At 62.6% G+C, this 21,693-nt stretch carries 14 protein-coding genes and 1 pseudogene; 6 read left to right on the forward strand and 9 right to left on the reverse strand.

What is annotated here, in order from left to right; all coding sequences use genetic code 11:
• Positions 1-33 precede the first annotated feature (33 nt).
• Positions 34-1,068, forward strand: coding sequence for a hypothetical protein (locus ACQP1T_RS20290; protein ID WP_433754624.1), 1,035 nt, complete (start codon positions 34-36; stop codon positions 1,066-1,068).
• 340 nt (positions 1,069-1,408) lie between these two features.
• Positions 1,409-2,992, forward strand: coding sequence for a cytochrome P450 (locus ACQP1T_RS20295; RefSeq protein WP_433762274.1), 1,584 nt, complete (start codon positions 1,409-1,411; stop codon positions 2,990-2,992).
• 640 nt (positions 2,993-3,632) lie between these two features.
• Here ACQP1T_RS20295 and ACQP1T_RS20300 read toward each other — a convergent pair.
• Both ACQP1T_RS20300 and ACQP1T_RS20305 read right to left on the reverse strand, forming a co-directional pair.
• A pseudogene (locus tag ACQP1T_RS20300) lies at positions 3,633-3,785 on the reverse strand (transposase); the annotation flags it as partial.
• Between the two features lie 715 nt (positions 3,786-4,500).
• The gene (locus ACQP1T_RS20305) at positions 4,501-7,854 is read right to left on the reverse strand and encodes a hypothetical protein (RefSeq protein ID WP_433754625.1); all 3,354 of its coding nucleotides are present in this window, start codon (positions 7,852-7,854) and stop codon (positions 4,501-4,503) included.
• Between the two features lie 105 nt (positions 7,855-7,959).
• Here ACQP1T_RS20305 and ACQP1T_RS20310 point away from each other — a divergent pair, with 105 nt between their 5' ends.
• Complete coding sequence (locus tag ACQP1T_RS20310; protein WP_433754626.1) at positions 7,960-8,163, forward strand: hypothetical protein; 204 nt, start codon at positions 7,960-7,962, stop codon at positions 8,161-8,163.
• Positions 8,164-9,104: 941 nt separating this feature from the next.
• Here the strand turns inward: ACQP1T_RS20310 and ACQP1T_RS20315 are convergent.
• Positions 9,105-9,743 carry an RES family NAD+ phosphorylase gene (locus tag ACQP1T_RS20315; protein ID WP_433754627.1) on the reverse strand — a complete coding sequence of 213 codons (639 nt, stop codon included), beginning with the start codon at positions 9,741-9,743 and terminating at the stop codon, positions 9,105-9,107.
• A 1-nt stretch (position 9,744) separates the two neighbouring features.
• Complete coding sequence (locus ACQP1T_RS20320; protein WP_433754628.1) at positions 9,745-11,679, reverse strand: MDR family MFS transporter; 1,935 nt, start codon at positions 11,677-11,679, stop codon at positions 9,745-9,747.
• Positions 11,680-11,858: 179 nt separating this feature from the next.
• On the opposite strand from ACQP1T_RS20320, the gene ACQP1T_RS20325 reads away from it, so the two are divergent.
• Both ACQP1T_RS20325 and ACQP1T_RS20330 read left to right on the forward strand, forming a co-directional pair.
• On the forward strand, positions 11,859-12,143 hold the full coding sequence (locus tag ACQP1T_RS20325; RefSeq protein ID WP_433754629.1) for a hypothetical protein: 285 nt from the start codon (positions 11,859-11,861) through the stop codon (positions 12,141-12,143).
• Positions 12,144-12,568: 425 nt separating this feature from the next.
• On the forward strand, positions 12,569-13,399 hold the full coding sequence (locus tag ACQP1T_RS20330) for a hypothetical protein (protein WP_433754630.1): 831 nt from the start codon (positions 12,569-12,571) through the stop codon (positions 13,397-13,399).
• Here ACQP1T_RS20330 and ACQP1T_RS20335 read toward each other — a convergent pair.
• Positions 13,314-14,918 (reverse strand): ISL3 family transposase, encoded by a 1,605-nt coding sequence (locus ACQP1T_RS20335; protein WP_433754631.1) that lies wholly within the window; start codon positions 14,916-14,918, stop codon positions 13,314-13,316. The genes ACQP1T_RS20330 and ACQP1T_RS20335 overlap by 86 nt on opposite strands.
• A 428-nt stretch (positions 14,919-15,346) precedes the next feature.
• Positions 15,347-17,800 (reverse strand): SIR2 family protein, encoded by a 2,454-nt coding sequence (locus ACQP1T_RS20340; protein ID WP_433754632.1) that lies wholly within the window; start codon positions 17,798-17,800, stop codon positions 15,347-15,349.
• 740 nt (positions 17,801-18,540) lie between these two features.
• Between ACQP1T_RS20340 and ACQP1T_RS20345 the strand changes: the two genes are divergently transcribed.
• Positions 18,541-19,254, forward strand: a complete 714-nt coding sequence (locus tag ACQP1T_RS20345) for a hypothetical protein (protein WP_433754633.1) — start codon at positions 18,541-18,543, stop codon at positions 19,252-19,254.
• Positions 19,255-19,290: 36 nt separating this feature from the next.
• On the opposite strand, the gene ACQP1T_RS20350 is transcribed toward ACQP1T_RS20345, so the two are convergent.
• The 3 genes from ACQP1T_RS20350 to ACQP1T_RS20360 all read right to left on the reverse strand — a co-directional run bounded on the left by ACQP1T_RS20350 (position 19,291) and on the right by ACQP1T_RS20360 (position 21,688).
• Positions 19,291-19,986, reverse strand: coding sequence for a hypothetical protein (locus ACQP1T_RS20350; RefSeq protein WP_433754634.1), 696 nt, complete (start codon positions 19,984-19,986; stop codon positions 19,291-19,293).
• Between the two features lie 56 nt (positions 19,987-20,042).
• Positions 20,043-20,627 (reverse strand): ComF family protein, encoded by a 585-nt coding sequence (locus ACQP1T_RS20355; RefSeq protein WP_433754635.1) that lies wholly within the window; start codon positions 20,625-20,627, stop codon positions 20,043-20,045.
• 185 nt (positions 20,628-20,812) lie between these two features.
• Positions 20,813-21,688, reverse strand: a complete 876-nt coding sequence (locus tag ACQP1T_RS20360) for a DNA-processing protein DprA (RefSeq protein WP_433754636.1) — start codon at positions 21,686-21,688, stop codon at positions 20,813-20,815.
• Positions 21,689-21,693 lie beyond the last annotated feature (5 nt).

Consider the following 21,693-nt stretch of genomic DNA (forward strand, 5'->3'; position numbering starts at 1 on the left):
ACCGGTCGCGGCCCCATCTTTCGAGGAGTAGACATGAACCCCCCGGCGCCCTCCGCCACCGCCGTACCTGCGTCCCGATGGGCACTGGTGGCGGGAACCGTCGTCGTGCTCACCGCGATCGTCGGCGTCCTGCTCGTCGCCTTCGCCTGGCCATCGGCGCGCTCGTCGGTTCACGATGTGCCGATCGCCGTCGCCGGGCCGCCCACCGCCGTCGCGCAGATCCGCACCGCACTGGAACAACGGCTGCCGGGCGGTTTCGAGATCACCACGGTCCACGACACAGCGGCTGCTGAACAACTCATCAGCGACCGGCAGGTATACGGGGCGATCGACCTCAGTTCCGGCACGCCACAGGTCATCGTTGCTTCCGCCGCGAGCACCTCGGTCGCCCAGACGCTGCAGGCCATGGCGACCGGCCTCAGCCAGGCGGGCGGGACCAGCACCCCGATCGCTGTCCGCGATCTCGCCGCCCTGCCCGCCGACGATCCACGCGGCGCCGGGCTAGCAGCGGGTGCGCTGCCACTTGTCATGGGCGGTCTACTGGCCGCCGTGCTGCTGACCAGACTCGCGCACGGCACCATCCGGCGGGTCACCGGCGCACTCTCCTTCGCGGTTACCGGCGGCATGGCGGTGGCGGCGATTCTGCAGTACTGGCTCGGCTCACTGAGCGGGTCCTACCTGGCCAATGCCGGTGCCATCGGCCTGGCCATCGCGGCCACCTCGCTGACCGTTCTCGGGCTGGAATCACTGCTCGGATACGCCGGAATCGGGATCGGCGCGGTGGTCATGATGCTCGTCGGCAACCCCCTCTCAGGGACGGCGACCGCACCCGAGATGCTGCCCGGATGGTCGGGTGCGTTCGGCCAATTGCTGCCGCCCGGGGCCGGTGGCCGGTTGCTGCGGTCGACCGCCTTCTTCGACGGCCGCGGCGCCACCCACGCCGTGATCGTGCTGGCCGCTTGGGTCGCTCTCGGTGCAGTGCTGTGTCTGGTCGGCACCCTGCGCTCTGCCGGTGGAGGTCACGACTCGAATGCCGGGGTTAATCGGCAACCGGTGATGAATCGCTAACGGATCATGGAGCGACGGCGCATCGGGCGGTGGCGGTCGCTCCCTCGACGCGCATGGGCTCTCCGCTGGCATGAGACTACGGCAGCGAGGTATCACCATACCCCCAGTGCCGTTGGCGCACTGGGGGTTTCGGTTTCAGTTACTGCGTTCGAACTCGCCGTCGTTCGCGCCCGCGTGGAAGGCGGTCCGCCGACGCCCCGAGCACACGCCGATCGTGCGCTCGGCTCCAGGTGGGCCGCATTCCGTCGCGATCTTGTTTCGTGTGCTGCGCGCGGTGCCGGGTAGCGGGGTCGAAGGGGTTGGGTGCGTGCGCTTTACGGTATTCGCTGCGGTGGGTGTTATGCGCGGTGAGCCAAGGGCTGCGGCGATTGTTGACCCGCTGACGGGCCAGGGTTCGCATGGGACGCGGCCAGGACTGCTACTCGACCGCCAGCACGATTCGTTCGGTGGATGCGCCGAACGCTTGGGCTATCAGCCCGACTACGGCGGCTGCGACGAGTACAGCGACCAGCGGAACCGTGCAGGGTTCTTGGCACGGTCTGTGACCTGTTGGGTCAGCAAGCCGACGTCGAAAGCATGGGAGTGTGTCAACGTCAATGCTGCTGCGGCGACCGCGAGGGAGACGTCGCGAATTGCTTTGTCCGTCTGGGTGTCCGGTTTTCCACGGCGAGCACCGGCCGAACCGCAGCCAGTCGTTTTCGGGCGCATTTGCCAACCGTGGCAAGTTCTGCGCCCTCGGATTTACCACATCAAGTACATCTTGCAGGAACGCATGGTGAACTTCACTCGCGAGACCGAGATGTACAACATCCTGGAGCCGTTCGCGGGCCGCGGGCTCGCGACCAACGCTGACCACGACAAGTGGCGACGTAACCGACGCCTCGTGCAACCCGCCTTTCACCACAAGAAGATCAACACGCTCAGCGAGATCATGGTGGCCGAGATCGACGCCATGTGCGACGAATGGGCCGAACACGCCCGAGCCGGCCGAACGATCGATGTCGGCGAGCAGATGAGCCAGCTCACATTGCGAATCGTGGTGCGGGCTCTGTTCGGGATGGATCCACACGGACCGGAGGTGACCGGCTTCTGCAGCGCCACACAGCGGGTGAACGACGAACTGGGAAAGTTCATCCGGATGCCGTTGATCCCCTTGCAGTTTCCGACTCCGAGCCACCGCCGCTTCTGGCGGGCGATCGGCGAGATGGATGCCATCATCTACTCGGTGATCGATCAGCTCCGCGACAACGACAATGGCGGATTGCTGGCCATGCTGATGAACGCCACCGACGCCGAGACCGGCAAGAACTTCACCGACAAAGAGTTGCGCGACGAGGTCGTCACCATGCTCTTCGCCGGTCACGAAACCAGCTCCTCGGCACTGACATCGGCCATTCTGCTCCTGCAACTACATCCGGAGGTGGGTGAGCGGCTGCGTGATGACGTCGATACCGCCTTGCCCGGCGGCCACGCCACCATGACCGACCTGCCCTCGTTGGTCTACAACAAGCAGGTGATAGAGGAGGTGTTGCGGCTGATGCCACCGGTGTGGATGGGACAACGCCGCGCCCGCGAGGCCGATGAGATCGGAGGCCACCTCATCCCGGCAGGCACTCCGGTGATGTTCAGTTACTATCACGCGCACCGCAATCCCGAGGTTTGGGATCAGCCGGACACCTTCGACCCGGACCGCTTCGCAGCCGACGCCGTCGCCGCTCGTGACCGGAACGTCTACCTGCCCTTCGGTGCGGGTGGACACCTCTGCATCGGCAACGCGTTCGCGATGATGGAACTGCAACTCGCGCTGTCGACCATCATGCGGCGGTTCGAGTTGACCATCGAGAACCCAGACCCCACCCCGGCTACGGCGATCACCCTCCGCACCAAGTTCCCGCTGATCGCGTCCCTGACCGAACGGGGATAGCGCGCCGGTCCCGCGTGTCCCTAGCTGCGACCTGGCCCGCAAACTCGGGAAGCGCGGCCGATTTCACTGCCCACCGCCCTGCTATTCCCGCAGCTTCCGGTCGGCTCGCTCGAACAGTGCCGGGACACGGCGTTCAGCTGCGGTGATCTCCTCGGCGGTGGGTTCGGCTACGACTGGCCTCCCGCGGCCCGAAGTCGACCGGCCGGTCGTGACTCGCCGCAGACTTCATCGATTCGCTCGGCGGCCTGGTGAAAGTGATTCGTACCGCCGATCCGGCGGAGAACCTGGAGCTCTATAAACAACTCGGCCTGAAACTCACCTACAACCACGCCACACGAAGGGTGACAGCCCAAGCCGATCCACAACAGCCCGTGGGCGTATTGGTCGTGTCCGGAGGGGGAACTGGCCCATATCCCCAACCTTGTGTATGCGGCTGACCTGCAGCTTCCTTGAATATCGTGGGTCGTGGGGTCCGAGACAGTGGAACTGATTCGCATCACAACCCGGACGAGATCATTCAGTTGAGAATCGTGGTCCACGAATGTGGACCTTGGGTCATCGCCTTGGTTCGCCTGGCTTCACGGGTGAACCAAGGCGGGGTTCGCCGCCGGACCCCAGCGGGGTGACCGTACCCCTTGATGTCGGTGATCACCGAGATGGTCTGTTTATAGACCTCGGCGCCATAGACCTCGCGCAGATGCGCCGAGATCTCGCCGTGGGTGAGGCCCTTGGCCGACAGCGACAACACCATATTCTCCACCCCGTTCAATCGGCGTTGACGTTTGCGCACGATCTGGGTTCGAAGCTGGCGTCGCGGAGATGCAGCAACCGACCTCAAGTCTCATCGACCGGTTCGGGAACATAGCAACGCAACCGAGGCGGTTAGCCGCACGATCAGCACCGCATCCGTCTCGTTGGTTTTATGGCAGGTGAGGTCCTCGGCGTGGCGCGACCACGAGGTCATCGACGGCTGGTGACAGGTCACTCGATACACACCAACGCCATCCCGCGGTCCGCGGCGAGCTGGCCCAGCACCCGCCACCGTTACCCCCGCGAACCGGGCGGCGGCTGCCCGCTGGGCTGCCCAATCCAACGCGGCACCCAGATCCCAGACGCGGCATCGGAATATTCTGCGTGCCACGACTTTCGAGTCGTGATCGGTCCCTACCACCGTCTGATTGCGATCGCCAGATCGATCCCGACGATGGCGTAAACGATGATCGGAACCAGCGCCCGAAGCCGCGCCAGGCGGTCGTTTCGGTTGCGATTATCCCGCGAGAAGCCACTGCCGTTACCCACGAACGTCCTCCTACTGCGATAGGACACCAAGCCCGACAAGCGCATCAAGAGGACGTTCCCATCCCACGGACCGACACGCAGAACGTCTTTCTATGCCGCGACCCGGTCGTATTCGGCTCGTGTCGGCATCGTTGGGCTTGGGTACTTCATCGGATGTCGACATTGACGTCGGCCTGCGGACTCGGGGTTCCATGAACGTCATTCGTTGTTTATGTTAGGTCGTTCCATCCCCACGATGGCGACGGGGTCGCGCCGTCGAGTTCACGACCGTATCGGAATGTGTTGACAGAGTCGGGTTCCAGTTTCAGATGCAGCTTCCAAAACCCGGAATTCGCTGCGCGCCTCGACAATGCTGAAAACTGTGCGTGCTTGCCGTTCGCTTTGAGTGCGTTCGCGATATCGGCAGCGGTCCCAGCGCGGTTGAGGTCGATCTCAGTGGCCAGGCGAGTTGCAAACGCTTCTGCCTGGTCCGTCGCGTCGAGCGACTCTAGCATTTGCAGCAACTCTGGGGCGACCCATCGAAGTTGCCTTGTTCCGAAATAGGGCGATAACTGATCGCCAATGGCGAGCTTTGTGACAGGTTTGCGGGAGAGCAGTCTCTGGCAGGGGCCGATCTGGCCGAGTTCGCTGAACAGGCACAAGATTTGGAGCAGCGTGCTCGGACTGACGATTTCTGTATCTTCGGCTATCCGCCCGGCCAATATCGTCAATTGTTGTTCCGCGTCGATGGCATGGAATGTGTTGAGCAGTTGCGTGAGACCTTCGGGGTCTGTTAGTTCAACGCTCCCGGCCGGGGACCGAGCCAGCAGTTGCGTGAGGTGGGCAGTGTGGTTTCCGGCTGTCAATTCGGTCAGCAGGATGGCTACTTGTGCTGGGTCCGTTAGATCGACGGCACGAATGACGCCGCGTGCGAGGAGGGACGTGATATCGCTGTCGCGTTCGAGCTCGCGCAGGGCTTCTAGCAATATTGCGATCGTGCCGGTCGCGTTGGGTTCCACCCTGTCTGCTGCCGCGACGAGGATGCTCACTGCAAGGTCTCCGTCCGCGTCCCAGACGGCGTTGAGAATGGCTTCGGCTATTGCACGATCGTGGATGTCGACCAGTGCCGTGGCGGTCTCTTGCACGCTGCGCGCGCGGCGGTTCCGGTTCTCCGGTGCAAGGATTGCCGCGATGTACCAATTGCGGTCGATTGAGTCGGAAAGGTCGGGAACGCCGCTTCGCAGGTCCGCGGGGAGCCGGGCGATGATGTCAGCAGGTACCCGCAGTTCGACGCATATCATGTGCAATCTGGCCATCCACGTGTTGTCCCTATCGGAGGTCTGAGTCCGGAGGGCATCGATCAGTGACGTCAACTGCTGTTCGGCATCGAGATCGCGGAGCAGGCGGAGAAGTCGGCACAAATCGTCTGGATTCGCATCGTGAAGTATTGCTGCTTGTGGAAAACCGGGCCCGAGCACATCGGCAAGCTTGTCGCCGGAGGCAGTGTCGTGCAGCATTTCGATCACGCGGCATAGATCGACGAGATCGCGAATCTTGTTTTGCCGCACAATCCTATCCACGGCGTCGCGCACTTCAGCGTCGGCTCCCAACTCCATGAGCCACCGCAGATCAAACGAGGTGCCCGGAGTGACGGTCCGTGCCATCCTTGCGGCAAGGATGGTGAACTGTTCGCGGGCAGTGGGTGCGAGCTCATCGTCGGCTTGCATCTCGCGGAACAGGCGGAGCAGTGCGTGTACTTCACGAGGATTCGCCAGTGACATGTGGTGACCGGGGTGGCGCGCGAGTAGAACTGAAGTGACCTCGCGAACTCCGAGCTCGTGGATGCGCTCTGCCAGCACCGCCGCGACGTCGGGCCGATCAAAGGACATGTGTTCAGCTGCGCGCGCGTAGATCGGGTGTGCGAGGTCGTCGAGACCATGTGATTGCAGCGCGGCTGCGAGATTGTAGATTTCGTAGGGATCGGTCGAGTTGCAATGGGCGGTAAGCCATTCTGCTGTGGCCCTGATGTGGTCGGGGTCTATGTCGGCGATGGTCGCGAGGAGTAGATAAGCACCACGATCACTTCCTATTCGAACAGCTTGCTTGTATGACTCAGCGGCCCATCGGGAGTGCCCTAGTTGATCCGCGCTAGATCCCAAAAGGGCTAACGCTTCGCCCTGCCCGAGATGAACAAGTGCGGCGTTCCAGAATTCGGGCGGAGGTAGGGCTGCGGCCCGCTCGATGCTGCCCAACTGTTCTAAATATGGTGCCAGACTATATGTTTCGGGCACGATAGAAGACAGGGTCTGCGGCTTGTTGCGGCTGAGTGGGCCCAAGAATCCCCTGGCAGGCAAGGACACGTCAACCAGAGCAGTGTGGAACCAGTCTGGTGCGACGCTGTGCCAATCGACTTCGGAGAAGTAGCCACATGCCGCCTCAACCAAGAAATCGACCGGTATTTCCGGTCCGACACCTAGCCGACGGGCATCCATCGCAGCCTCGATCAATGCGGTCTCGGGTGCGGTGCCGTGGCGGAAGCGGTCGATCAAGACCGGTACGCCCGCGAGGAACTGGATGAGTTGCTTGCGTGGAACATCGGCAAGCGCATCCAGTGCATAAGCCAAACGAGGGTCTCTGTGAGCTGCAGCCGTCAGGTCCGCTTCGTGCAGCGGGGTGAACGTGCCGGGGACCTCGATGCCATGGCCGCTGAGCAGCGCACGGGCATTCGGGAATTCAGCAGGGCCTTCCCCGGGCGGATCCGCAGTCAAGGTCCGCCATTTTTTCCGCCACAGTGTCCCGATAACCAGAACCGGGCTGCGTGTGGGGTCGGCGAGGAGCTCGGTCAGGCGCTCGCACATATGCTCCGTGAAATGATCTTGGTTGTCGTCAAGCCAGATGACGGTGTTCGGGCCGACGTTGCCGATGTCTCGGGCGAGCGCAGAAGGTGTCGGATACCAAAGCCGCCAAGGTGTTTCCAAGCCTCGGACGGCCTCCCAACAGGCCCGCGTCTTTCCAGTCGATGACCCGCCAACGAGCACAACGATTGCGCTAGCCCCGCGGTCGACACATGTACGCACAACTCGAGCCAGGTCGTCGTCGTGCTGGCGACGGACATAAAGGGTCAGCTCGGCTGGCAGATCGGCCGCTGCCGCCAGATCGATCGCCCGCTGTACTCGTAGGTGAAGAATCGGGTCGACCGAGTGCTCCGCCAACGATATGCCAGGTCTGCTGTTTTGCAACGCTTTTCGTGCCTGCCCGGCACGCATATCGTGGCCTGTAGCCTTTGCCCGCAATTCGATCTCAGCCCGATATGCCTCCGCCCAGCGGTCTGCATCGAGCAGATCGTCGAGTGCCTTTTCGAGCGCGCCGCGTCGCGTCGCCTCGCTGCGCACCATCGAGACCAGTTTGAGCATCTCCGCTGGCTCGGTTGGCAACACTTCCTCGTATAGCCATTTCTTGACTTGAGAGGGAGACCGCTTGACAGCCTTGGCGATTGCTCGGTTCGACGGTTCTCGGTCAAGGCCCTGGTCACGGAACTCGACCAGTTTGCGCATTCTTCCAAAGTACGCGGCAGGCACGTCCACCCGCTCACCATAGAGGTGAACAGATGCGGTGGACACCCTTTCGATGCAGCTCCGATCAGCCGACGCTTGCCGGACGCCCAACGTGGGCAGACAGCGTCCACGGCCATGTCCACTCTTATGATCGTTTCCCTGTTCCTGGTGCTGTCCTGCGCCCTCAACATCGCCATGGCGGCTGGCTGCATAGCCAAAGCAAACGCCAAGTCCAACCCAGCGTCGATACTGATCGGAGCAGGGGCAGCGGCCACCGCGCTCACCGTCTTCTTCGCTGCCCTACAGGCATACGCCGCCCTCAGCGCCCTCCACCACTAGCGCCCTTGCTACAGCCGCCGAAACATCAAAGCGGCATGCAGTACAACACCCTTGACGATGCGGCCGGGTGACGAGATGAGAGTTCCTCCTCGTCACCCGGCCGTTCGGCGTCCGCGTTCCGCGTGCCGCTGCACATGTCAGTTTCGTATGCGAACAAGCCTTCGGAAACAGCTGCGCTTGCGACGCTTACCGGAGGCCGCGAGCGACAGGCCGGATCGACATCGATGTGTAGTTGCTGCGGCTGTGGGAATGTCGGGTGCACTACCTGGTTGTCAGCCTGTTCGTGCAGGTGGGTTACTGCACGGGCGTCTACCTACGAGTAGGCAGACCCGGCAGTGAACGGAATTCGGGGGCGATCTGGTTCACTCACCGGCAGGTCGATTCGCAGTCGCGGCGTCAACTCCGGTGCCGTATCGGTGATTAAGTGTCGGCGGACTGCGGGCGGCGGGTAACCGCGCTCGGATATCGGTCGGGCAGTCGCCGCGCCGAACGGCGGCAGGAGCTCGGTCTGGCGCGCGGCGAACCAGCCCAGGCGCCCCATGGTGCGCGCAAGCGGCGGTTGCCGGATGCTGTGCTGTTGAGGACGATTGCCCACCGTGCTCGGTATCGGTGTGTTGAGTCGGATTTCCGTGCGCAGTCGTGCGCGGTCGCCGCTGTGCTCCCACAGCGTGGAGGCTTGCGATCCGGTGACAGCGCTGCGCGCGGTGATCGCGCGCGATGTGCACAGGCTCGGTGCAGGGTGGTTGGGCCGGTGGTGAGGGGTGCGGTCGCGGTGCATGCCGAACAGCTGGACAGACGCGGAAAAGAACCTCGCGTTGGAGCTGGACGACGAATGCGTCGAGCGCGTCAGCGAGGCTGCGATGGTGCGGAGTCGATCTTGAGTTTCTCAATGGTCCACCTGACCACAAATCGCGTATTACTGGTCCCCAGCAAAGGGCCGGCTATATGATGGCAGTGAGTGGTTGGAGGACTCTACTTAGTTCGGCTCTACCGGCCGCAGTGTTGAAATCATATGCCTCTGAACCGTCCAAGAGTGCGTGCGGTGTGCATCTGTCGCCGAACAGGATGATCGCATTGTTTCCGACGTCGCGTTTGGATGGCCAAATTAGGCCCTGAGCCCAGGTGATATGGTATCTGTACCAGTGTCCCCAGTGTCTAGTTTGAGCGTATTCGCGATTACCAGCATTTACGAGCCATGTGTCTTGATATGCACGGCTGAGATGCGGTGTAGTTCGGAGAGACAGTAGTTTCAGATCAGTTGTGGTAACTACGCGAGATAAGCTCCGCGGCTCATAGACGTCAGGCAAAAGCATTCTCGGGGTATCTGCCTCGAACGGTACATCGCGAAGAAGAGTTTCGCAGACCGCGGTTTCCTTGGTAAACCCGGCATAGATGTACGAGTAGGGGTCATCATCGGTCCCGTCGAAGCGGCCGCCGCCGAAGAAGCGGTGAGTGCGGGTGGAGTTGAACGCCGTGCTGGCGTATTTGGAGGGGTGAACCCTCCACAGCTCAGTCCCTGCGGGGAGGTGTTCATCGTGAGGTGTGCTGGAATAGCTGTCGGGTGGTGGAGAGAACGGCAAGTCAGTACCTCGGATCGATCTGGTCGAGAAGCGCTCTCCAGATGTGGTCGTCTTGTCCGTTGCCGAGGAGGGATGCGGGTGATGTATTCAGCAGTGCGTGTGTGCCTAACCACCAGTCGGCCGCGGCCAGTGGATTGCGGGTGGCGTTGACTCTCTCGTTGATCTGAATGACGATCCGGTGAGGTTGGCGGGTGTCATCGAATTGGAATGCTGGAATCCGCGTGTGCCGGTCCGGTGTTCTGAGTTGGATAAGCGCCGAACCGTGCCGCGCCATGATCTCAGGGATCACGGCTGCGTCGATCGCCGGTTCGCTGAGTACTCGGTCGACAATCTTGCGGCGATGCCCGGAAATTGGGCCGATGTCCTCTTCAACCGGTATCGCCGGCGCTGAATCCCGGGTCGCAGAGATCGTGAGAGGGGTTTCCTGGATAAACAGCGCTGCGAGCGTAGCCAACAATGCGACCCCGGTGGCCGCGTAAAATACTTCGTGCAGGGAGTTCGTGAATCCGGTCAGAGTCGGAACACTCATCTCTTCCGGCAGTTCTGCGAGGCGCGGCAGCGGATTAAATAGGATGGCCAGGAACCCCGCCACGCCCAGCACGGCGCCGATTTGCCGGAAGAAGGTGGCTGAAGCGGTCGACACACCGATATCCGCAGGGCCGACGGCGACCTGGGCCGAGATGATCGTTGCCTGTGTGCAGCAGCCGAGTCCGAGGCCGAGGATGGCACCGAAGAGCAGCGGCTGCCACAGCGGGCTGTCGAACTGTACCTGGGCGTAGAGCACCGTGCTGCTGGCGACGATGACGGTGCCCAGCACGAGCACAGACTTGTAGCGACCGGTGCGCTGGGTGATCCGCCCGGCGATCTGGGCGCCGATCATGATGCAGAAGAAGATGGGGAGCATCAGCAGACCTGCGTCAGTCGGGGATAGTGCGCGCATCACTTGCAGGTAAATGAGAACTGTCGAGATGCAGCCGAACATGACCGCACCGATGGCAAACCCGCTCAGGATGGTCACGCTGAAGGTCGAACTCTTGAACAGCCGCAGCGGAATGAGTGCGGCATCCCGCATTATGTACTCGGCGAAGATGAAGAGCAGCAGTCCGATGATGCCGATGGCGTAGCAGACCAGCGCCATCCGCGAGTCCCACCCCCAGTCGCGGCCCTGTCCGGCGACGATCAGCAGCGGCACCGGGCAGATGGCCAGTGTGATTGCGCCGAACCAGTCCAGTCGATGGTTCTGGCGCTTATGAGGGATGTTGAGCACGCGGGCGGCCACAGCCAGTACGAGGACGCCGATCGGCACGTTCACCAGGAACACCCAGCGCCAGCCGTCGATGCCCCCCAGTTTGGTGAAGCCGGCAAACCAGCCGCCCAGCGCTGGGCCCAGCACAGTCGCGACGCCGAACACCATCATGACGTAGCCCTGGTAGCGCGCCCGCTCCCGGGCCGGGATAATTTCGACGATGATGGTGAAAGCCAGTGAAATCAGACCACCAGCGCCCAGACCCTGAACGGCGCGGAATCCGGCGAGTTCATACATAGAGGTGGCGAACGTACACGCAAGCGAGCCGACAATGAAGATGCTGATCGCGGTGAGGTAGAACGGCTTTCGGCCGTAGATGTCGGCCAGCTTGCCGTACAGGGGCGTGCTGATCGTGGCGGTGACCAGATATGCGGTTGCGGCCCATGCCTGCTGGTCAAAACCGTGAAGGCCGTTGGCGATGCGCACAGTCGCCACGCTTACGACATTCTGGTCGAGCGCGGCCAGGAACACGCCAAGCAACAGGGCGGACATGATGAACGGGATTTGGCGGCGTGATAGTGACGTGCTCGCATCGAAGCTCTGCTCTGGCTGTGCACTCGGTGTCGTGATAAGCAGTTCAGGCCACCCTGGCAACAACGATAGGTCCGGGCCGATGGTCGAATGCTTCATAGGGGAGGCCGTCCCTTAACATAGTGGCTGTATTGCCTTGCCGCACAGGCTGTTTCGGCAGACGCGGAATTCCCGACAAGGGAATGTCCTCACGGACTTCCAACTCAGTAGAGGAAATGATACTGCTAGTGCTGCGACTACCTGCCGGTTCGATCGATCCTGGTGTGTGACCATTCCTGTTGCGCGAGTTTGCTGATCAGCTCACCTGCCGCACGACCACCGTCTCCGTCTGTGCTGTCGGTGGCGGCTTGGATTCCCATCTCGTCCAACGCGCTATCGAACCGGGTGCGCACCTCGTCGTCTGCGGTGACGGCTTGCAGGATGTCGCGCCCGCGAACGGCTCCCAGCGATCGAAGGGCTTGCTGGTGTCGTTGGCGCACGACGGCGAGTTCGTTAGCGAGGTCTTCGATCCACCGCTGGGTGGCATTGATTTTCTGCTCGGCGGCAGCGACGGTTTCCTGTAAACAAACTGCCCGTCCCGAAGCCGTACACACTCGGGCAGTGTGGGGGTTGGTGCGACCCCTTCAATTCAGGCGACGCTCATCTCCGGTGGATGTCGGACATGTTTTCGATAGACGCACTCGACCACGGTCTCGATCCTCGCGGATGGAAACGACAACGGTCAGGTTCGAGTCGAGACGCGCACCGGCGACGGATCGGCGCGCACACTCGTGCTGCACGGGCACAACCACGAGGTAACCGCAGTCGCGCGCCCAACGGTCGTCGGCGGCCAGAGGATCGGTGCATCCGGTGACGATCAAGGTTTCGTCCGGATCTGGAACCTGGACACCGACAGCGCACCCGAAGCGGACCGAGTCGAAGCCATCCCGGAGCTCGCAGTCTGCAGTCGGGGGGCCAGCTCATCGCGGTCGGCAGCGCGTCGGGTGCCGTGCAGATCATTACGCCGACTTCGGCTGGCGAGCCGTGGCCGGTCTTTTTCCGGCACGCGCAGCCGATCTCCGCGCTGGGATTCGAACGTGGACCGGGTGGGGCGATCCTCGCGACCTGTGACATATCAGGTGAGGTACGGCTGTTCGATATGGCCGCCCGGCGCCGGATCGGAACGGTAATGCTGGACAGTCGATTCCGCAGGATCGCATGTGGCGTGCTTCCCTCGGGTGAACACTATCTGGTGGGCGTTCGCCCCGGCGGCACTCGGATCGAACTCTGGAAGTCCACTGGCACAGGCACTTTCGTTAGCGAGGTCGACCGGGACCCGGCCGAGCCCGCTATCTCGAAGGACACGACGATCAGGGCATTGGGGACCGGCCCGGACGGTTCGGTGCTCGCGCTCACCGCTCTGCGCTCGAAGTTTCCAACAGATTCTCTGACAACGACATTTGCGCTGTGGGATTTCGTCGAGGATCGGCCGATCCTGGAAAACCTCTTCGACACCACGGTTTTCATCGACGCAGTATTGACCCCAGGGCCCAGCGATGCCTCGGCACTGCTGGCTGTCGATCAGGACGACCGCATTCACGGCTGGGATCTCTCGACCGGGACGGCGTTATGGGAACCCCTGCGCTGCACCGGCGAAAGCAAGATCAGCGCGTTCGATGCTTGTCGCCGTTCGCTGCTGGGCCGTGTCCGTGGCCATGAGAAAGTGGCTCTGGCGCACTTTCGGTGCTGGCGTGCTAGTCGACCAGAAGAACACGGCGGCGAAGAAGGTCGAAGTTGGCTCTGCCGAACATTTGCCGCATCAGCATTTTCACGCGATTAACGTTGCCTTCGACAGCACCGCTACTCCACTCCAGCGTGAGACCGTTGCGGACAGCATCATAGTCTTTGAGCAGCCCATCGGCGAAACTCGCGAGCTGTTTGATACCGCTGGCCTGGGCGGCGGCGATCCATGTGTCCAGGTGTTTGCCGCCGCGTTCGCGGACCATGCCCGCGAAGTCGGCGACGAGCTGGTTTACCTGCCGGAGCGTGTCGCAACCGGCCAGAATCTGTTGCAGCTGCCGTTTTTCGTCGTCGGACAGCGCCGTCGTCGGTCGCATCATCCAGCCGGCGACGTCACGCGGTGTGGGCGCCGCTGGGGCGTTCGTCGCAGCTGGTGGCGTGGCGACGCGCCAGGTTTGCACCAGCCGCCGCACCGACCGATGGCTGCCTGTGTAGCCTCGCTCCCGCACCTCTTCGAGCAGGCGCAGCGCGTTGGTGCATCCCTCGTCCCAGCGTTGCCGCAGATAAGGCGTGTGGTCATCGAGGGCACTGCCACGTTTGGCGACGGGGGCCAGCAAATGCTCGACGCTGTCGGCTTGGACGTAGCGTCGGACGGTCTTGCGATCCAGCCGCAATCGCTCGCTGATCACACTGATGTTCACACCACGGTTGAACAACTCGTGGATGTCCGCATACCGCTGCCGGATCGCCTCGGCCCTGGAACCCGAGCCCGCAGGCGCAGTCTCCGGCGTTACCGGTTCCTGTTCACTATCAGGTGTATCCTCTTGCTGGACAAGGCATTTACGATGTGCGCGAACGACTCGGTCAACCGCTGTGGTGAGGTTGTGCAACAGATGCCAACGATCTGCGACCTGGATCGCGGCGGGTGCGCCGCGGCTGGCACCGTCAGCGTAGGGACCGCCGCGATCGCGGCAGACGACTCGGACCTCCGGATGTTGACGCAGCCAGTCGGCGACAGTGTCGGAGGTGCGGTCCTCGAGCAGATCGACCGGCTGGCGGGTAGCCATATCGACGATAATCGTGCCGTAAACGCGGCCCCGGCGGATGGCGAAGTCGTCGATGCCGACGGTCGGCAGCGCGCCCACCTGAGGCAACGGGATTGCTCGGACCAGCCGAAGCAGCGTGGACCGCGACACCTCCGTGGCGAGGTGGCGGGTCATCCGGTGACCGGCCCGCCCGCCCAGTGCTAGCCCGACCACGGTCAGCAGTGAGGTGAGTACTCTGCTGCGGCGCTGATACCACCCGGCCAGCTCACCGAGCCGCTCCGCGAAAATCACCCGGGAGCACTGCCGGTCCGAGCATCGGAATCGCCTCACCCGCAATCGAATACGCACCTCACGCCCGCCCACACTGCGATCGGACAGATACCGGACGTATCGGCTATGAACCCGGCCGGACGTCGTCCCGCACGTCGGGCAGGCCGCGGTCTCCGTGTCAGTGCGGGCATCGAACCAAACCGTGGACCCGCGCGCCTCCACACCATCGACTCGAACCCCGGACAGATGCGGGAACAACACCCCGCACACCGACTCCACCACACTCACAGCCACCAGCAGCATCTACAGCGGAACCATCAGCGCCGCAACGCGATTGCTGAACCGATGCACCGAAAGTGCGCCCGAGCCACCCACAAATGGCCATTGACAGGCCGTCCGGGTTATCGTGGCCTCGACACGACATTGCGGATGGGGCGCAGCAGGACGCGAGCAGTGGCTGGCGTGAGGTCGCGTGGATCCTTCGCGACATCGACTCTGAATTCTCGCGAATCGTGATGGCATGTCGCCACTTACGTCACTTCAAAGATCTGCTATCAGCCCGCGCACGACAACCCAGCGGCGATTGCTCATACGCCCCAGAGCCGCAGTCCCACAACCTGATCGGAAGGACGCCCTGTGTCCATAACCGTCGGAGCGACCCGGCTGATCGAATCCCGCACTCAGCTCGCCGACCCATCGGTTCGCTTTGGAAGGTGTTGTCTGACTTATGCTCAGTGTGCGCTGTTGGGGCCGTTTCTGCCTCTGCGGATAATCGAATCAAACTGCGCGCGGATCCGAGTCAGGTCGTCCTCGATACCTTGGTTGGAACGGCCGAATGCCATGGCGCTGGAGTACATCGAGAGCCATTCGTCCTCGATTTCGCTGCGCCTTATCCCTTCGATGGTGCCGATCTCCCGCATCCGCTGCACAATCGGCAGCGTGTGCCTCAGTCTTGCGAGCCAGGTCACCGGATTATTCGGCTCCAAAACGGTTGCCGTGCCGAACGCCTCGCCCATCTTCTCATAGTAGGAAGCGATCGTATCTTCTGGCCCTGCTGCGGCCCGCGCCGCCAGGACGGTTCCCAGAGTCGTGTAGCTGTAGGAGTCGGGGCGAAGCGACACCGCCCGGCGGGCATACGATTCGGCGCGAGCGAGATATTCGGCCGACCCCTCGTGCCGGCTCATGATCGCGCGTTGCTCCCAATATCGGGCGCTCCAGTCGAACGTGGGGCGGAGTGTTTCATACCATCGATCCAGGTCCGCGCTGGGGAACGCTTCGGTGAGGTTGCGCCAGATCATGAACGATCCGGCCAACAGCGACGTCGAGGTCCGAGATCGGTTGGAAACTAGGCCCAGCCGCGGCCGCAGCCGGACGATGGAATCCCCCAGGGTGCGCAGCGCCACCGGCTCCGACATCCTTGCCACGACGGGCGCCAATGCCATCCAGCGATGTCGGGTCTTGACATGGCTCCCGTCGGTCGAGAGCACCGCCGACAGCAGATCCACACCCTGGACGCGTCGGACCACCTCCTCGGTTCGGCTATTCAGCATCAGGGCCGCATCCGACACTGTGAGATTCCGGTCGACCCGGCTGGCATACGCGGCTAGGAATACCAGAGCGATATCCTGCTGGTCCTTCAGCTCCGCTATGAGGTGCCCGATGCGTCTGCCAAACCCGGGAGCGTCCTCGACCTCGGCCATCGCAGCGAACAGGTCGCGCCCTCGGAAATGCACCAGCCGCTGACGGTCCGGCTTGCTCTCGAGCGTGCCCAGCCGTCCCAGCTCCGACAGTTTGTCGACCAACCGGGTCGCATCGGTCTTGGTGAGTCGTCGGTTGATCGATCGGATCTTGCGGTCCATCAGGAGCTCATCCGGTATTTTTCCCGAGATTCGCGCATCGTTCTCCTTGCGATCGACCGCGACGACGGCGATCTGCAACGCCGCACTGCGGGCACGGCGGAGCAATTCCGCGACGTCGTCGGCTTGGTCGCTCACGCCGTCGAATATCAGTGCCAACGGCTTCCCGTCCGCCGCGAATCCGAGTATCGCTTCGAGATCGGGCCTCTCGTCGCTCACGTACTGGAATACCCGCCAAGCTTCATTTCTCAGGATGCGCGAGATCGCAAGCAGGCCCGTGCTGCTGCCTGCCAGCCGCGCGCCGGTGAAGACGATGGCCACATTGGTCGAGCCGGCCGCCCCCACGCGACGCGCCAGCGCATACCCCTCGCGTATCCAATCGATCTCGGCGAAACGATCCGTTACGATCTCGCCCCACACCGGCTCGTCACCGCCGACGAGGTCATGTCCCTTCGGGATCGACAGCCCCGAATCCGTACGCAGTTCCGCGAACTGCCGTCCCAGACGCAGCGCGAGCTCCTCTGATCGCACCGGTCCGGAGTCGATGTCGATGTCGATGAGATCTGCCCAGGCGATCGCGAAATCTTCCGCGGTCATTTCCACCGGAAGGATTCCCCACGCTTGCAGGTCGCTAGCCATCGCCGACGAAATTTCCCGGTTGACGTAGATGTTCGGCGCATCGTGGGCGGGCTGACGCCGCGACACAATGGCCTCGATATCCGGCTCATCGCGCATCCTCGCCCCGATGATCACCATGGGCGCCGTCCCGTAGACGTCGCGAAAGGTGATCGGCCACGCGGCCCGCGCGACCGCGGCGTCGGCGTACTCTCCGAGGGAGAACACCAGAGGACGTGGCTTCTCGTCGAAGACATGACCGTGCAGATGGACGACGGCCAGACCGCGGATCCCACTGTACTGGTCATCCCAGGAGATGCTGCGCAGCGTTCTCGAGTATTCGGTCGAGACTTGCGCGTACGAATTCTCGAACGAGTCGTCCAGATTCAGCGTCCACACGGTTTCCCACGGGCTCAGCGCCAGGAATCTCATCCACTCCGGCGGACTCACCTGGTAGAACTTCGATCGCAGCCACTTGTACATCTCAGGCTGTCTGTTAGCTTCGACCACCCGCGCGTAGACACGCCATAACGCGTCCCCGTCCTCGATGGGAACACTGAACGTTGCCGCGATCTCCTCGGCGAGTACCCCGGCGCGCGGCAACGATTCTCCCGACGCCGACTTCGAATCCAGGCTCGCCCCGGCACCGAGAAACAGGTTGTACCGACCGTTGATCGCGGCACGCTTGAGAGCGCTCAGCCGCTCGGGCTCCAATCCGAACGTCACAGCAATGTCTCCTCCACAGTCGACCTCGCCAGCCGAGATACACGCCCAGTCGCAGGCATCGAGTCCCCTGTCGCCAGGGTCGCGACCACGCTCTCGATCACCGGTTCACCGACTTCCCCCTGGGGCTGAGAAGCGGTCGACGCACAGAACACGGTTCTGCAGGTTCGAGAGGCCAAGTTGCCGATTACTGGCCGCGTCGCCCACGGTTGAATTCCACCCGACGAGAGAGCATTCCGCATCGCGTCGAGCTTACCCATCCGATCCCGCTGATCACGGTTCATCGCGCAAACCGCAGTGGAACTCAGGGGCGTTGACGCCCAATTCCTACGATCCTCGCGTCCGCACGGCACGTCTGTCGGTGACACCGTCGTACATCTATCTACCGTCACCTCGACCGCACCGCGTGAAAGCACAGCACTTGAAACCCTGACGTCAGGTGCGGCACCGGCTAACATCGCGGTCGTCGGGATGAGAGCACTCGGGCGTCCCATACTTGAAACGCGCGGAACATACTGGACCGCAATAGGCTTCAGCCGGGGGTATGCGCCACATGTTCGACGTAATGATGGGGCGAAGGCGGACTTGCTGCCTTGCCAGAGCCGAGGTGCTCGCGCAGCCGGACAGGGCCTGCCGTCCGTTGCCATCACCGACTCTCCGCACCTCCTACTACTCCGCGTACGGGCACGCGATGTGAGCAGGACCGGAACCTTCGAGAGAGAAGCAAGCATTTGAAACTCCGCAGCACCAAAGAAGCCACGTTCAGAACCAGGCTGGCTGCATGGGTGGTCGGTTTGAGCCTTGCGGCTATCACCGCGTTATCGGTCCTTGTCGTGACCATGGCAGAGCCCGGCGACAAAGGCAGCGTCTCACAACTCGTGTTCTCGTCCGTGCTACCCCTGTTCGGGACATGGGTGGGCACCGTCATCGCGTTCTACTTCGCACGCGAAAACCTTGAAGCCGCAACCCAATCGACGCTACGGCTGTCGGGTGGATATAAGAAGGATGATTCTGTCTCGGATGTCATGATCCGCCGAGCTCAAATGATCGTCCGCGCAACCACGAGCGGCGAACAAGTCGGCGCGATTACGGTGGAGTCAATCGCTACGATCATCACAGTAACCGGCAAGAAGCGCGTCCCCATCCTTGATGACAAAGGAAGCGTAAAGTTCGTCATTCACCAATCACTGCTCGATTCTTTCGCGCGCACCGTGACACCGGAAGAATATGCGCAGGCCTCGCTCGATGATCTCCTGGCCAGCTCCACGAACAAGAGGCTTGCCGAAGCCATCGGCTTCGTGTCGATCACAGCGACTCTCGGTGAAGCGCGGGATCAGATGCAACGCGTCAGCGGCTGCAACGATATCTTCGTGACCACCTCCGGATATTCCGCCGAGCCTGTGCTCGGGTGGCTCACCAACAACCTTCTGGCCACCGTAGAGTAGCCGAGACCCTCTGGCTGCGAGCGACCACATCAGCGGCTAATTCACCGCATCCAGGGTCGTCGCTACGAGCACGTGCGCTTGCGTGTGACGGGTGGTATCGGTCGATATTCGCAAGGCGCAGCGGTTGTTGATCAACTGATGGGAGATCCACCGGTGGTCCACGAGTGGGCCGAGCAGCTGTGCCCTGGCCAGAGTGGACGTCATGACTGTCGTGGGCACCGGGGTCGCCCCGAAATAGTGATAGCTTCGTCCCGACCGGTACAGGTTGCCGCTCAGACCCAGCTCGTCGAGCATCTCGACCGCGACCGCGTCATTGTGCGATGAGGCCGCGAGTGCGAAATCCAGCATAGGCAAATGCAGTTCCGTGTCCTTGCCGTCCACGCGGACCTGCGAGGTGAGCGACACGATCCGGCGCGAATCGAGGTCGTAGAACGCAGCGTTGCTCAACTGTCGGATGAAGCCGACGGTATCGACCTCCTCCAGATCATCGGTCTGGTCCTCATGTTTGATCGCGCGCTTCCACAACGCGATTCGCGTCGGAGCAGACGCGTCGACAGCACTGGAGAGAAGAAAATCCCAGAAGCCGAATCCGCGATCGGTGTACTCGCCGCGGGCAGCCCGAGTCAACCACTGTGCTTCATCCGAGATGTCTCCTCCACGCAGCGACGGCTGCCGCAGAGTAGATTCCAGGAAGACCGACGTAACGCCCTCGTAGGAGAGCAGTTCCGACATCGATTCGGCCAGACCTGCCCCGCGACACGCACGCCAAGTCGAAGATCCTGTGCCGATCATTCCTGATTCCCCTCGCTCACAACGGGACTCGTGGTCCAGTCGAACGTCTTCTCCCGCTGACCGTTCCAGAACTCCTGGGCCGCCTCGGAGTAGCCGGGATTGACCCTTCGCGCGACGACGACCGCTGCGCCCACCGTGCACCCTGCTTGGGTCAACGCATAGGCCGCGCTGTTGATTCTCGCACCAGTCGTGTACACGTCGTCGACGACGACGAGCCGCCGACCGGTGTGGCCGGTGCCGGTGGCCTCGTAGCCATACCGCGAAGGCTTCCTGAAACCCAAGTCACCGTGACCTCGCCGCAAAATTGGCAGCACAGGAATATCGAGTTCCAATGAACGGATGATCTCCTCGAGCGGATGAGGGCCGGGACGGTCGGTGGAAGGCACAACCACCACGCCGTCCAAACCGTCCGACAAGGCCGCCATTGCCCGCCCGTGCTCGACGATGAACCGTCCCAGCAGAGCCCTGACAATCGGCACATAGGACTCAACGAAGGGTTCGCTGTCGTCGATACGCCCCTTGTAGCAGGTCAGCCAGTCTCGCAGCGGAGACGGTTTACAATACAGCGACACGACACTCAACGGCACAGCCGGACAGCCCAACTCGGCAGAGATCTCGCAGCAGTTTTCGCAGTCCGCGGCACCGTCCGAGTCGTTCCACGTTCGGCACCGCGGACACACACCGGCCGCAACCGGGGGCGGAGCCACCAGCTGAGAAGTCAACTCATCGGACAAGCTGACGATCGACTCGACGTCGGCCGCAACTCTCATCCGATGCCTTCTAGGGCTCGACGTACCTGAGCGGCCGACGACACGAAGGTAGCGAGCCCCCGGTCCCTGAAATCCTTGGCCCAATCTTCTTGCGCTAGTGCAGGTTCCCACATCAACGCAGTTCGTCCGTAATTGATGGCCTGTTCGAGTTCATGTCGGCTACCGCTGCGGGTCCGCCCATCCATGATCACGCTGGCATCGGACATTCCGGCGATGACACAGTTGCGCTTGAGAAACGTCGTGCTGGTCCGGGGCGCGCGTGGAGCGAACTGCGACACCAGCATTCCGCTGTCCGCGATGCGTTCCGCAAGCTCGGTGTTCTGCTCGGGATAGATCGTCTCGATCCCGGTTCCCATGACGGCGACCGTAGTTCCGCGCACCGCCAGCGCACCCTCGTGAGCGGCGGTATCGATACCGGCCGCCAGCCCGGACACGATCGTGACCCCGGCTGAGGCCAAGTCGGCGGCCAGCCTTCGCGCATCCTCGACGATGTCGGGACTCGCCGCGCGACTGCCGACGATCGCCACATGAGGCCCTTCGGCCGCCGACCCCAACGTGAACAGTACCGGCGGCGCGTCCCAACATTCGGCCAGCCTTCCCGGATAGGCCGGCGTTCCTGCCAGAGCTGTGTGGACAGCCTTTCTCTCACACAGCATTTCGAGCTCCTTCGACCACGCATCGACTCGTTCGGGCGCGATGTTCTCGCACAGATACGTGGTCAGCGGCGAACGATGAAGGCCGGGAACTCGATCGAGCAGCATGCTTCGCTGATCAGAATCACGCAAGATGCCGGACAGATCACTGGGTTCGGCGGGAAGCAGCTCCAGCGCCGCCATCACCGTGCCGACTGAGCGTAGAGAGAAGGTGTCCACGACAG

This window comes from Nocardia sp. CA-135398 (assembly GCF_050955845.1).
Taxonomy (GTDB): domain Bacteria; phylum Actinomycetota; class Actinomycetes; order Mycobacteriales; family Mycobacteriaceae; genus Nocardia.